The organism is Pseudoduganella sp. R-34 (assembly GCF_049904655.1).
Taxonomy (GTDB): domain Bacteria; phylum Pseudomonadota; class Gammaproteobacteria; order Burkholderiales; family Burkholderiaceae_D; genus Rugamonas.
The window spans coordinates 58,665-72,813 of sequence record NZ_CP184572.1; the positions used below are offsets into that span (position 1 = coordinate 58,665).

Annotated in this window: 6 protein-coding genes; all 6 read right to left on the reverse strand. The window is 67.8% G+C overall.

What is annotated here, in order from left to right:
- Positions 1–13: 13 nt before the first annotated feature.
- The 6 genes from ACN9MW_RS00295 to ACN9MW_RS00320 are packed head-to-tail and all read right to left on the reverse strand — an operon-like array spanning position 14 to position 14,099.
- Entirely contained in the window at positions 14–2,071 is a 2,058-nt protein-coding gene (locus tag ACN9MW_RS00295) for an SWIM zinc finger family protein (protein WP_426166460.1), read from the reverse strand.
- Positions 2,068–3,192, reverse strand: a complete 1,125-nt coding sequence (locus tag ACN9MW_RS00300; protein WP_426166462.1) for a VWA domain-containing protein — start codon at positions 3,190–3,192, stop codon at positions 2,068–2,070. The genes ACN9MW_RS00295 and ACN9MW_RS00300 overlap by 4 nt, the downstream gene beginning before the upstream one ends.
- Positions 3,189–5,567, reverse strand: a complete 2,379-nt coding sequence (locus tag ACN9MW_RS00305) for a DUF5682 family protein (protein WP_426166464.1) — start codon at positions 5,565–5,567, stop codon at positions 3,189–3,191. Before ACN9MW_RS00305 ends, ACN9MW_RS00300 begins: the two co-directional genes overlap by 4 nt.
- On the reverse strand, positions 5,564–6,673 hold the full coding sequence (locus ACN9MW_RS00310) for an ATP-binding protein (RefSeq protein WP_426166466.1): 1,110 nt from the start codon (positions 6,671–6,673) through the stop codon (positions 5,564–5,566). The genes ACN9MW_RS00305 and ACN9MW_RS00310 overlap by 4 nt, the downstream gene beginning before the upstream one ends.
- A gap of 4 nt (positions 6,674–6,677) precedes the next feature.
- Entirely contained in the window at positions 6,678–10,541 is a 3,864-nt protein-coding gene (locus ACN9MW_RS00315; protein ID WP_426166468.1) for a WGR and DUF4132 domain-containing protein, read from the reverse strand.
- 33 nt (positions 10,542–10,574) lie between these two features.
- The gene (locus tag ACN9MW_RS00320) at positions 10,575–14,099 is read right to left on the reverse strand and encodes a DUF4132 domain-containing protein (RefSeq protein ID WP_426166470.1); all 3,525 of its coding nucleotides are present in this window, start codon (positions 14,097–14,099) and stop codon (positions 10,575–10,577) included.
- Positions 14,100–14,149: the final 50 nt, after the last annotated feature.

Below are 14,149 nucleotides of genomic sequence, written 5' to 3' on the forward strand. Positions count from 1 at the left end.
TAACTCCCGGGTTTCAAGCCGAACGTGCAATTTCGGCGAGCAAAAGATAAAGCGTTGCCAGCTTGCCGGGCAAAGGCTGCTTGTCCGGCGCCTGCATCAGGGTCACGGCCTCGCGCAGCAGGGCGGCGGCAGCGGCAAGGCCGTTGCGCTCCATGGCTGCCGCAAGATCCTCGGCTTCCTTCAAGGCGCCCGCAGCCTGGTGCCGCAGGCCTTGCCGCATCCATCGGCCAAGCAGGGCGTGCACCTGGCCGGCCAGGTGCACCAGCGGCGGCGCCTCATGCAGCAGCGCAGCCGGCGCGAGTTCGCGCGCCGCCGTGCTCTCCACGTCAGGCACCACGGCGCGCTGTTCGGTCAGGATGGCAAACGGATCGATGGCCACCAGTCCCGCTTCCAGCGTGACCGTTCCGGAGACCGCTAGCGGTGCGCCGAATTCCCCGGACAGCGCGCTTGCCAGCGCATCGACGGCATGCGGCGCGGCCGGGTTGTGGCGCTTGCGAAGGAGCAGGCGCTGCCCGGGCTCGTGCAGCCCCTGGCCCACTTCGATCCAGGCCGACAGCGTCTGGCGCGCCGCATTCCACTCCCATTCGCCTACCTGCGCCACGGGAACGACGTGCATGTGTTCAATCGCCTGCAGCGGCCTCGCGAAATCCGGCACGGCATCCAGCAGGTAGTCGCGCAAGCCCTCGGCGGACGACTGGCGCAGCGGCGCCATCAGGTCGTCCCAAGCCCTGGACGAGAAAGGCAGCACGTTGGTCTGGCGCGCACCGGCGGCAATCTCCAGCGCACCGTTGGCGCGGCGCCGTGCGCCGCTGGTGACGACCTGGCTGGCGGCCAGCCTTTCTACCGACTGGCCCGCGATCCTGCGCGACTTGATGGCGATGCCCGGCTCGCCCGCCTTCGGCTTGGGCCAGCGGCGCTCAATCACGGTCACCGCAAGGGTGTCCGGGTCGGCAAATACCAGCAGCGCGCCCTCGGCTTCGTCATCGGCCCAGAGCTGGGTGCCGAGGGAGACCAGCCGCAAGTGATCCAGCGCCACTTCGCCCTTGACGCCGATGCCGAGCAACTGGCTGGCCGGCACTTCCGGCAGCCGGCCGGCGGCAGCCTGGCCATCCGCCAGCACTGCCGCCGCAAGGCGCGCATGCAGGTCGGCGAGCGCCGACAGCAGCAGCTTCGGATCGAAGCGGCTGGACCGCGCATGCTGCGCCAGCATCAGGTCCTTCATGCCGTGCAGGGACTCGCCGATCCAGCACCATTCGAGTTGTTTGGCCAGGCCAAAGACTTCTTCGAAGCGCGCCTCCAGTGCCAGCATCGGCTGGCTGGAACCGTCCAGCCAGACTTGCAGCGCCAGGGCCTGCGTGCGTTCCAGCAGCGTTGCAGCCGCCTGCGTGCCGAACACGCGCGCCACGGGCGCCGGGCCGCCTTCCTGCGGACTGGCCAGGGTCACGCTGGCTTCGGCAAAACCCGGCGACTTCAATTCCGCCTGTGCGAACGCCCACACGGCCAGGACGATGTGGGCGCAACCGCTGCCCTCCTTGCAATCGCATCGGGCGTGCGTCAGGCTGCTGCGCGAGAAGAAGCGCACATTGCACATCGGCAGGCGGGCGCTCGGCACCGCAGCCGCCTCCTGCCACGCGATAAGCTTGACCACCGGTTGCGCCGCCGCCAGCCTGGCCGCCTGTGCCAGCGTCGAGGCAGGAACCGTATCAGCCATCGTCGCTGCGAAATGCGCCGGCGACCAGGGGCCGGCATCGTCGGCAGCCTGGTTCTCCGGCTGCGCCGGCGACAGCGCCCTGGCCTGCGCCTGGTACGCCAGCACCAGCGTGACCCGGTGCCGGCACAAGCCGCTGGCCGGACAGGTGCAGCTGGCGTCGCGCAGCGTGCTGTTGGGACCAAGCACGGCGCAATGGCCATCGGCGTAGGTGGCGCGGATCGTGGCGTCCGCGAGTTCCTCGAGCGCCGGCAGGTTGCCTTCGGCCAGGTCCTTCTGCGCGCGCTTGACGAAGCCCGCATTGGCCAGGGCGATCAGGGCCTCGGGCGTCAGTTCCAGCAGGTCGGTTCGCCGGGCGTTCATCCGCGCACCTTTTCAGCCAGCCAGGCTGCCAGTTGTCCGGGCGTCATGGCGCCCACGTGCGCGCCCTCGCGCACCAGGCGCGCCGCCATGTCGCGGTCGTAGCAGGGATCGGCGCGCGCATCCAGTGCTGCCAGTCCCAGCATCGTGACGCCGGACTGCACCAGCGCCTTGACCCGGCGCACCAGTTCATTTTGCGAGCCGCCCTCGCAGAAGTCGCTGACCAGCACCACCACCGTGCGCTGCGGATTCTCGACCAGGGACTGCGCATAGCCGACAGCCTTGGCGATATCGGTGCCGCCGCCCAGCTGCACCTTCATCAGCAGTTCGACCGGGTCGGACACGTCCGAGGTCAGGTCGACCACTTCCGTGTCGAAGGCGACCAGGCGAGTCCGCATGCCCGGCAGATTCCACAGGCAGGAGGCCATGACCGCGGAATGGATCACCGATTCGACCATCGAGCCGCTCTGGTCGATCAGCAGGCAGATGTCCCAGCGCTCAGTGTGGCGCCGCACGCGGCTCATGAAGACCGGAGTCTCCAGGAACAGCTTTCCGCGCTGCGGGTCCCAGCGGTGCAGGTTGCCTTGCACCGTACGCTTGAAATCGAAATTGCGCGCCACCTTCAGCATGGAGCGGCGGCGCCTGTCGCGCGCGCCGGCGAACGCCTGCCGCACCTCGGTCGCCATCTTCTCGATGATCTGCCGCACGACTTCAGCCACCAGCCGCCGCGCAGCGGCCAGCACTTCGGGATTCATCAGGTGCTTGGTGTGCAGCACCGCGCGCAGCAGTGCCTCCGACGGCTCGATCCGCTCCAGCACCTCGAGGTTGGTGACCACTTCGTCGATGCCGTACAGCTCCACCGCGTCGCCCTCGAGGCGCTCGATCACTTCCTTCGGGAACAGTTCATGGATCGTATTGATCCAGTCGGGCGTGGAAAGCTGGGAAGGCCCCAGGCCAGCACCGCGCTCACCGCGCGCGGCGACCTCGCTATCGCGCCCGTACAGCCAGTCCAGCGCCATGTCCGCCGATCGGGCCGCGCCGGACAGGCCGCCCAGCGCAGGCGTCGCCGCTTCGCCGAGCAGCAGGCGCCAGCGCGCCAGCGAATCAGGAAGTTTCAAGTTCATGCTGCCAATCCCCAGGAGGCAAGTTTGCGCAGCGCGGCCTGCTCCAGCAGCGCCGCCCTGGCCACGTCTTCCGCATCCGCGCCGGCGAAGTGCGCGGTCAGCGCGCGCCGCGGCAGATGCGCCGCGTTGTGCTGGGCCAGCACGGCGTCGGCCAGCATGCCGCGCTCCTGCGGCGGCAGCCAGCTGAAGGCATTGCGCATGGCCGGCAGGGCGAGCACGAAGTCGATGTCGTCCAACGCCTTCACCATGGCATCCAGCCCGGCAACGAAGTGCGCCTCCTGCACCAGCTCATCGCGCGCCAGCGCCAGCATGCCCGCCAGCGCATCGCCCACCTGCGCCGGCGCGATTTCGCCCAGCAAGGCCAAGGCCTGCGTGATGGCTTCGCCGCTGGCGGCGCTACGTCCGGCGTTCAGGCTGACCAATCCTCCCAGCGCGGCGCCGCGGCTGAGCGGCGCGGCACGCTGGTCGGCAAGCTTGCGCTGCCATACAGCGAGGGCGCGCCCGGCCTCCACCTGCAAAGGCAGCGCAGCATCGCCTGCCAGCGCATCGCGCGCCACCTGGCGCAGGGCGAGGAAGCCATGGATATGCGCCGCGAATTCTCCCGCCGGTACCGGCCCCGTGGCCTCCAGCAGCCATAGCGCGCGGTCGAAGGCCGCCGCGACTACCGTGCGCAGGACCGGCGCGCCCGCCATGCCGAGCGACTGCCCGTGGCGCAGCAGGGAATGCAGCACCGGCAGCGCAGTGCCGAAAGCTTCGAAACGCGGTTCGCCGCCGACCGCTATTTCCAGCTCGGACAGGATGCCGTCGCTCATGCCGGCCAGGCCGGCAAAGGCAGCCTGGTTCAGTGCATCGGCGAGTTGCGCGAAACGGCTCTCGCCGTTGGCGCGCCCCGCAGCGCGCAGGCGTTCTTCCAGCTTCATGCGCGCGGCGTCTTCCAGCGAGGCGCCATAGGCCGCCGCCTCGATCAGCGCGGCGCGCTGCTCCAGCGGCGCCCGCAGCGACCATTCCTCGCGGCGCTCGCCGGACAGCGCCAGGCCGGGGCCGGCGCGCCGGTCGATGCCGGGAATCTCCAGCAGCAGCAGGCGATGCAGCACGCGGCTCTTGTCGCGGTCCGCGGGCTTGAGCAGGTCGAGGGAGAGGTCGGCGGGCAGCTTGATGCCGCGGGCTTCGAGTTCGGCCTCGACCGCGAGCACCAGCGGCGGTTGCGGCGTGCCGGGCGCCAGGCGGCCCGCAACATCGCCCGCCAGCACGTCCATGATTTCGACCAGGATCGGGTCGGTGCCGAAGCGCAGCGGCCCGCGGTAAGTCCACGGCAGCGGCGCATCCAGCGCATCCTTGACCAGCGAGCCGGCCAGCGCGTCGAGCCAGTCGCAGCGTGCCGGCAGCGCATGGCCGCGCAGGCGGGCCAGGGCCTCGGCCCGCGCGTGCACGGCGATCAGGTCGGCGGTCGATGCCGCCAGCTTTTTGTTGCGCAGGCGCTGCGTGACCCGCTGCAGCAGCGCCGGCCCGGCGCCCTGCATGCCCTCCTCCCATGCCAGCTGGTAGAAGAACGGCGAAGGCATGCCCGATGCGTAGCCGGTGAAGGAATCGAGCCGCTTGAAGGTGTACGGCACCAGGTAGGAGCCGAAGCGCACGGTCCCGCCGGCGTCGTCCGGCAGCGGCAGCGCCGGCGGGCTGGCGCCGTCCTCGCTGCGCCAGGCACGCTGCAACGCCGGCGCATGGTAGCCGCCGCAGACCACCAGCACCGGGCCTTCGCCGCGCGCCATCGCCCAGGCGATCCAGCGCGCCATCATGCGTTCGCGCGCCTGGTTGCCGATCGAGCCCGCATCGCCCGCGCGCAGATGCTCGAAATGGGTGGCAAGACCCTGCTCCAGCAGCTCCAGCGAATCCTGCTGCTCGAACAGCGTGTCCCACAGCGCATCCCTGCTGTCGACCGCCATCTTGCGGCGCAGCGCATCTTCGTATGCGGCGGCGCGTTCGGCCTGCGTCTCGTCGCTCACGTCGGCATAGCGATTGAGCACGTCGGCAAAGGCATCGTCCCACGCCGGCAGGTCGATGAAGCGCAGCTGCGCGCCTGTTTCACGCCCGACCGCCAGCGCCTGCCACTCCGGCGAATGCTCGGCAAACGGCGACCAGGACGCGCGGTGCCCGCCTTCCGAGGAAAGGAAGCTGTAGACCGCCAGCGGCAGCTGGTGCGGCAGCGAGAGCTGCTCCAGCTTGTCGTTGAAGTCGGCTGGGCCTTCGATCAGGACGTAGGCCGGCCGCAGGCTGCGGATCTTGTGCGCCACCAGGCGCGCGCAGGCCGGGCTGTGATGCCGCACGCCGAGAATGACCGGCTCGTTCGACACGTTCGGCTCGTTCGATACGGGCGTCACGGCAAACGCTGCCTCGCTTCGAAGTAGGCCTGCCAATGGGCGCCGTTCTTCCTGGCCACCTTCTGTTCGAAGTAGCGGCGCAGCTTGGCACGGTCGTCGGCGTTGTCCTTGACCACCGTGCCGGCAATGCAGTCGACCAGGTCGGCCGGGCTGCCGTCGCGCTGCTCGAGGAACCAGGCGCGCACGCCGACCGCATGGGCGACATTGACCGCCTCGGCGGTCGACATGACAGCTGTCAGCCGGTCCATGGCCGCGTCGCCGCCGTGCGCCTGGACGGCGCCGCGCAGGTCGCGGAAGGTGGTCACCAGCAATTCCAGCACCGGCACCGGCAGGCTGCGCGGAATGGCGCTCTTCTCCAGCAGGCGGGCGGAAGCTTCCTTCACCAGCGCCAGCTCATGGTCGAAGTCGAGGATGGGGAACACGGTTTCGAAGTCGAAACGGCGCTTGAGCGCTGCGCTCATTTCGTTCACGCCGCGGTCGCGCGTGTTGGCCGTGGCGATGATGTTGAAGCCGTCGCGCGCATACAGCATGCCGTCATCGCCCGCCAGTTCAGGCACGCTCATGACGCGGTCGGACAGCATGCCCAGCAGGCAGTCCTGGACTTCCAGCGGCGCGCGCGTGATTTCTTCGAAGCGCACCACCTGGCCGTCGCGCATGCCCTGGTACAGCGGTGCAGGCACCAGCGCGCGCGGGCTCGGGCCCTCGTTGATCAGCAGGGCGTAGTTCCAGGAATACTTGATCTGGTCTTCGGTGATCGAGGCGCCGCCCTGGATGGTCAGGGTCGACTTGCCGCAGATGGCGGTGGCCAGCAGTTCGGACAGCAGCGACTTCGCCGTGCCCGGCTCGCCCACCAGCATCAGGCCGCGGCGTGTTGCCAGGGTCACCAGCATGCGCTCGATCGATGCGGCAGGCGCCACGATCTTGCGCGTGACATCCAGCGTGTCGTCGCCCAGGATGAACTTGCGCGCTGCGGTCAGGCTGAGCGCCCAGCCCGGCGGGCGCGGGCCGTTGTCGCTCTCGCGCAGGCGCTGCAGCTCCTGCGCATGGAGGATTTCCGCCGGCGGGCGCTGCAAGGCCGGCGATTCTTTGATGGGTGTTTTCTTCATGGTGTCATGCCCGCAAGGATTCGAGGTCGCGTATCAGTTCACTGGTGGCGATCGGGTCGAGGATCGCCAGGCTTTCGGCCGCCCTGATCTCGCCCCAGCTCGATGGCGAACCGACCGAGACGGTCTGCAGCGTCTGTTCCGGATACTCGTCCACCATGCCCACGATGATGCCGGGGTCGAGGGTCAGTTCGATCACCCTGGAGCGGCTGAGCGGCTTGTGGAAGAACCAGATGCCGCCGGCGTCCTGCGCCTGCCCGCGCCGCCAGCCTTTGTTGACCAGGCCAAGCACGCGGCCGGTGGGAACGACGGCGCCTTTCCAGCGCTCCAGGACCGTCGCGGACTGCTCTTCGGCGTCCAGCGCATAGGTATCGCGCCCCAGCTGGGAAAACGGCTGCAGCAGCTCATAATCGGCGAACAGCTGGCCGAACTGCGCGGCAGTTTCGGCCGCCAATTCAAGCGGATGCGGCAGGCCGACGCAAAGATTGGCGCCTTCCGGCATCGTGAAGCTGTCGTCCTCGCCGGTGGTCCAGCTGCCGTCTTCGGCCACGCGGAAGCATGCCAGCAGCTTGCCGCCGGCGTCGCCGCTGCCGGCCATCTCGTAGACGCCCCACACCAGGCGCTGCACCAGGTGGCGCACCAGCGGATGTTGGGCCAGGAACTGGCGGAAGTGCTCCGGCAGCCAGCGGCGCCGGCTGCACATGGCCCATTCAAGGCGCAGCACTTGCTGGCTGGCGATGGTGCGGGCGTCCTTCTTGAGCAGTTTGTAGCGTTCGACGGCGGCGCCGGCCAATGCCGCGTCGTCGCTTTGCTTCGGCTTGGGCAGGTCGGCCAGGCGCTTGCCATCGCTGTCGCGCACATACGGCTTCAGCGCCTCGTCGAAACCGACGCGGAACTGGCGCGGGCCGAAGTCCAGCAGCACGCTGCCGTTGTCGTCCAGGCCCAGGTCGGGCGCCAAGCGGTCTTCCAGCTCCTCGGTGGTCAGCTCCCGCTCCTCGGCAATCTTGTCGATCTTTTCGCGCGCCTTGTCCTGCAGGCCCTTGAACTTGACCTTTTGCGCGATGCCGTTCAACAGCATCAACGCGGTGTCGGTGCCGATGTCGGCCAGCACGTCCAACGCCGACACGGCACGCGCATGCGCCGACTCGCCCGGCCAGGCGCGGATGTACGGCGTGAGCTTGCGCGCCGTGTCGTCCGTTCCCAGCCAGCCCAATGCGGTCATGGCCCAGCCTTCCTTGGAATTGCCGCCGGCATTCAGCCAGGACGAGAAACAGTCCCAGGCAAAATCCGCCAGCGATTCCGCAGTGAACGCGTCCTTGATTTGCGCAATGCCCGGGTACAGTCCTTCCGCGGTTGGCAACATCAGCATGGTGCCGATGTGGTCCAGCGCCTGGTCCGGCACCGCCTTGCCCGCGCCGGCGCCGCAGCTGTCATTCAGCACCGGGCGGCGCCATCCCAGCGGCGCCCAGAAATCAGGCAGCTTGGGCAGCTTGGCCGGCAAGCGTTCGAGCGGATCTTCATCGAGCAGGGCGCGCAATGCCGCGTCAACTGCAGCGTCCTCGTAACGTGCCGCGATGTCGAAGATCAATGCCTCGTGGCCGTTCATGCGCAGGTAGCGCAGTGCCGACGCCGCGCAATCACGGTCCTCGCCCGCCTTGCCGAGCGCCGGCGCAATCAGGCCGCAAATCGCATGTGCGGGGAAGCGCAGCAGCCACTGGCGGGCTTCCTCCTGCACCTTTTTGAGCTTGGTCGCGGCGCGCGCCATGGGCGATGCCATGCCAACGGCGCCGAAGCATTTGGCCAATGGCGCCATATCTGCCGGACGGCGCGCCAGCATCGCCTCGAAGCCGGGCAGCGCGGGCAGCCCAAGCCTGGCGAGCAGGAAGGCAATCTGCGGCGGGTAAGGATCCACGTCGCTGGCCAGCATATTCCAGGCATCGGCGCCCATCGCGCCGGGCAACAGCGGAATAGCCATCGCGCAGATCACTCGACCAGCGTCCCTCTGCCGGTACATGCGCCAGGCTGCGGCCAGTGCGTTGGCATCGGCATTTGCAATGGCCTTGCTGGCCTGGGTGCACGCTTCCACATCGGGTTCGTGCCAGTGGAAACGCATCGCCCATGCCATCTGGTCGGGAGTTTCAGGCTCGCCCTCGATACGCCCCCAGTAATGGCTGCGTGCAGCGGACAGCCATTCCTCGCGGTCGATGTCGTCCCAGCGCTCGACCGGCGCCAGGGGCAAGGGCTGCACCACCAGTGCGGGAGCAGGCTTCTTGCGCGGCCGCAGCCATGGCGGATCGGCCAGCACGCCCGGCAGGTCTTCCTGTGCGGCCAGCGCAACCGTGGCGCTGGTTTTCTCGAGCTGGCGATGCAGCAAGGCCTGCGCGGCAGGAGACAGCCATGGCATCAGCTGCGGAACCTGACCGGAATGGATGCGCAGCAGCATCGCCAGCGTCAGCTGCAGGACTTCGCCTTCCTTGCCGCGCCGTTCGCCCAGTTCCGCCAGGGCAGCAATACCCGCCAGGGGCGCGTGCATGACCGCGGCCGAGAAACTGGCGCGCGCCAGTTTCAGCGACACGGGAGTCCAGGTACTGGTATCGGACACCTCGGCCAGGACCTCGACCAGCAGCTTGACGGCTTCCGGCGTGCCGACGAAAGCCAGGGCTTCGTTGGCCGGTTCGCAGTACGGCATCAGTTTCAGCACTGCGAAGGCATGCGGGCCGCGCTCCTGCACCATCGTCGCCGCCAGCATCGGATTCCTCGACCAGCGCTCATGGCTGGAAATCTTGATACCGGACTTTTCCAGCAGGCCGGTATCGCTGGCCGCCAGCTGCAGCAGGGGCAGGGTCTCCAACGCCGGGCCTTTGGACAGCTCGGGCACCAGCCGGTCGGCAACCTCCGGCCGCTCGGGCAACTGTGCCGCCAGTCCGGCCCTGCGCAGCGCGTGAACGGAGGGGATGGCATTCTCGATCTTGTCGGCGCACGCCTGCCATACTGCTTCCGGTGCCGACGACAACTGGATCCGCATGGCGACTTCGACCGGCGTCATCAGGCTCGAGGTGCCCAGTTCACTGGTGATGATGGACGTGATGCTGACTTTGCGAGGCAGGTTTCCGGCACTCTGCCACTTTACCTGCATGCGCTGCATTTCGATAAAGGCATCGACGCAGTGCTCCAGGCCCTTGTGCTTGACGAGGGCATGCAGCATCTTTAGCGCCAGCAGCTCATTCTTGCCTTCCCAGTCATAGGGAAGCTTGGCCGACAGCGCGAGCAAGACGGCGTCCGATTGCAATGAGCCGTCCAGGACCTGGTTCCGCAGCCGCTCCCATGCTTCTTCGAATGCGGGCCGCAGTTCGGCGTCTGTCGCGTCGGCATCCGGCTGCTGGCACTCGAAGAAGCGGCGGAACACGTCCTGCGCATCGACCGCCGGCACCGGTTTCGGGAAGCGGCGCGATGCCAGCGCTGCTGCCGCCAGCTTCCTGGGCAGCGACACGGGCGGCATGTGCACCAGCCAGGGCGGCGTGGTCGCCGGATCGGCGGCGGCAACGGGCGCCGGCGCAGGGGCCGCCGCCGGTGCCGGTGCCGGCGCTGGTGCCTCCGCAGCGGCCACGGGCTCCGGCGCCGCCACCGGCTTGGCCGCAGTCTTGCCGATCGCGGCAGCCGGCGCCGTGTCCACTTCAGAATAGCCCTTGCCGGTCTTTTCGGCGATGAGCTTGGCCATGGCGGCGCTGCACTTGGCATTGTCGGCAAAGGACTTGGTCTGGCTCTGGCCCTGGGTACCGATCCTGCCCCAGCGCAGGTTCAGGTCCAATCCATCCTGTTCAATTTCCCAAAATTTGTTCGAGCTGTCGTCGACGAATTCAAAACGGCGCATAGGAGTTCACATTCAAGTAGTGTTTGCGGGCGCTCATGCCCGCAGGGATTCGATGTCGCGTATCAGTTCACTGGCGGCGATCGGGTCGAGGGCAGCCAGGCTTTCGGCCGTCTTGATTCCGCCCCAACTTGCAAGCATGCCCACGGAGATGCTTTCCAGCGACTGCTCCGGATTCTCGTTGACCATGCCCGCGTAGATGCCAGGTTCGAACGTCAGCTCGATGATCCTGGAACCATTGGCCGGCTTCTGGAAGGAGCAGATCAAGCCGCCGTTGATGGCCTGCCCGCGCCTCCAGCCCCTGCTGGCCAGGCCAAGCACGCGGTTTGTGGCGATCACCACGCCCTTCCAGCGGGCGAGCTGCGCTTGCGCCTGTTCGCCGGCTTCCAGCGCATGGGTATCGCGCCCCAGCTGGACGAAAGGCTGCAACAGCTTGTAGTCGGCGAACACCTGGCCAAACTTCTCGGCGGCTTGCGGCGGCAATTCGAGCGCATGCGGCAGTCCCACCCGGATATGCTCGCCCTCCGGCAAAGTGAAGGCATCGTCGTCGCCGGTGGCGTAGCTGCCGTCTTCCGCGACGCGGAAGCAATCCAGCAATTGCGCGCCATCGCCGCCCACCGCATACACGCCCCAAACCAGGCGTTGCACGAGGTGGCGCAGCAGCGGGTGCTCGACCAGGAACTGGCGGAAGTGCTGGTGGCTCCAGCGGCGCCGGCTGCACATGGCCCATTCCAGGCGCGCTACCTGCTGGCTGGCGATGGCGCGGGCGTCCTTTTTCAGGGCCTTGAAGCGCTCGACCGCGGCTGTGGAGAGCGCCTCGTCATCGCTCTGCCTCGGCTTCGGCAGGTCGGGCAGCCGGTAGCCGTCTTCGTCGCGCACAAAAGGCTTCAGCGCCTCGTCGAAGCCGGCCCGGAAGCGGCGCGCACCGAAGTCCAGCACGAGGGTGCCGTCCTGCCCGAGGCCCAGGTCTGGCGCCATGCGGTCTTCCAGCTCCTCGGTCGTCAGGCCGCGCGCCTCGGCGATCCTGGCGATTTTTTCGCGCGCCTTGTCCTGCAGCGGCTTTTGCCTGGCCTTCTGCGCGACGCTGTTCATCAGCATCAGCGCAAGTTCGCTGCCGATGTCGGTCAGCACGTCCAGCGCCGCTACCGCCCGTGCATGCGCCCCTTCCGGCGGCCACGCCTTAATGAACGGCATCAGCTTGCGGGCGGTATCGTCCGTGCCCAGCCAGCCCAGGGCCGACATCGCCCAGCCGTCCTTGACGACGCCACCGGCATTCAACCATGCCATGAAACAGTCCCAGCTAAAGTCCGCCAGCGATTCGGGGGTGCAGGCATCCCGGAGCTGGGCGATGCCGGGATACACGCCATCGACCGTCGGCAGCATCAGCATGGTCCCCACATGCACCAGCACGTCGTTCGGCACCGCCTTGCCGGCACTGGCGCCGCCGGACTCATTCAACACCAGGCGGCGCCACCCGCGCGGCGCCCAGAAGTCAGGGAGCTTGGGAAGCTTGGCCGGCAGGCGTTCAAGCGGATCTTCATCGAGCAGGGCACGCAGCGTGGCAGAGACTGCGGCGTTCTCGTATCGGGCCGCAACCTTCAGGATCAGCGCTTCATGCCCGTTCGCGCGCAAGTAGCGCAACGCAGACATGGCGCAGGACTTCTCTTCGCCCGCCTTGCCGAGCGCCGGTGCAATCAGCCCGCAAATCGCATGTTCGGGGAAGCGCAGCAGCCATCGCCGCCCCTGCGCCTGCAGTTTCTTGAGCTTGACCGCAGCGCGCGCCATCGGCGCCGCCATGCCGACGGAGCCAAAGCACGGGGCATACTCGACCACTTCGTCGAAGCGGTGGCGCAGCAAAGCCTCAAAGCCGGGCAGCGCGCGCAAGCCGAATCGCGCCAGCAGGAATTCCAGGCACCTGCCACTGACGTCGACTGAATTGGAAAGCAGGCTCCAGGTCTCGACGCCCATTTCTCCCGGCAGCCGCGTAATCAACGGCGCATAGAGGCGCGCCCACGGATCGCCCAATACGTACAGCCGCCAGGCGGCCACCATCGCCTTGCTGTCGGCTTCTGCGATGGCCTGGATCGCCTGCCTGCGGGCTTCATCGCCGGACGTCCCCGGATTGCGGCTGAACCCCAGCTCCGCCACCCACGCTGCCGGATCCTTGCGTGCGCGCTCGAAGGTGTCTTCCCACCATGGGCCCGCGTTCGCCCATTCTTCGCGGTCGACGTCGTCCCATCGCTCCACGGGAGCCAGCGGCAACGGCTGCAAATCGATCGATGCAAGGGCCTTCTTGCGCGGCCGCAGCCACGGCGGGTTCGCCAGCACGCCCGGCAGATCCTCGCGCGCCGCCTCTTCCAGCGAAGTATCGCGTTGTCCGAGCAGGCGTTGCAGCAATGCCTGCGCAGCCGGGCTGACCCAGCGCAGGAGCTGGGGAACCACTTCGGCATGCTCGCTGACCAGCGCCGCCAGGCTGGACGACGCCACCATGCCAACCTTGCCCGGCCTTTCGCCAATCTCCGCCAGCGCAGCGATGCCGGCAACGGGCCATTGCTGGAGCGCCGCAGCCAGGCGCACCAGCGCGGTCCGGCGTTCGACCGCGGTATCCCATCCCTCGTATTCCGGATCGGTAGTCTGCGCGACCGATTCGACCAGCAGCCGGATGGCTTCCGGGGTGCCGATCTGGGTCAGGGCCTCGCTGACCACATCGCGCGTGACGGCAACGCTGAAGGGCGAGCATGCCTGCACGCCCTTCCCGGCCAGGATGGTCGCCGCCAGCATCGGGCTGGTGAAGTAGCGTCCGCGCTCAGGCATTTTTTCGCCCAGAACCCGCAGCAGTTCCGGCTCGTCGGCCGACACCAGCAGCAGCGGCAAGCTTGCATGCGCCGGGCTGCCTGCAAGTTCATGCACCAGGCGGTTGGACAGCTCCGGACGTTCCGGCAACTGCGCGGCGAGTGAAGCCCTGCGCGCGAGCGGGATGGCGGGCAGCGCTTGCTCGATCTTGTCGGCACAAGCCCGCCAAGTCGCCTCCGGTGCATTGGACAGCTGGCGGCGCAGGGCAATTTCGGCCCCGCAGAACGGCTCATACTTGGCCAGCGGAAGCAGCTCGCGGCACTCGATGACCGCCTTCCGCTTTTTCTCCCGCGACGGCAGGAAGCCCACTTGCAGCTTGAGCATTTCGATGAAGACGTCGACGCAGTACTCCAAGCCTTTGTGCGCGGCGATGGCATCGAGCATCGGCTCGCCAAACGGATGCACATCCTCCGCGCCGCTGCGGAACACTGGATTGTTCGACATGGCAAGCAGGATTGCATCGGACAGCAGCGAACCGTCGAGGGTTTGCTCCTGCAGCCGCTGCGACGCTTCCGCGCATGCCTCGCGAAACTCGGCATCGCTGCGCGCCGGGTCAATCTCGAAGGTCTCCCACATGCTGCGCAAAACCTGCTTCGGGTCGACTTGCGGAACCGGTTTCGGCGCGCGGCGCGAAGCGAGTGCCGCTTCCGCCATCCTTTTGGAAATCGCCAGCGGCTCACCCTGCGCCAGCCAGGGTGGGGTCGTCATATCGGGGAGCTCATTACCGTGCATGAAAGTTCAATTACCTAAAGGAAACT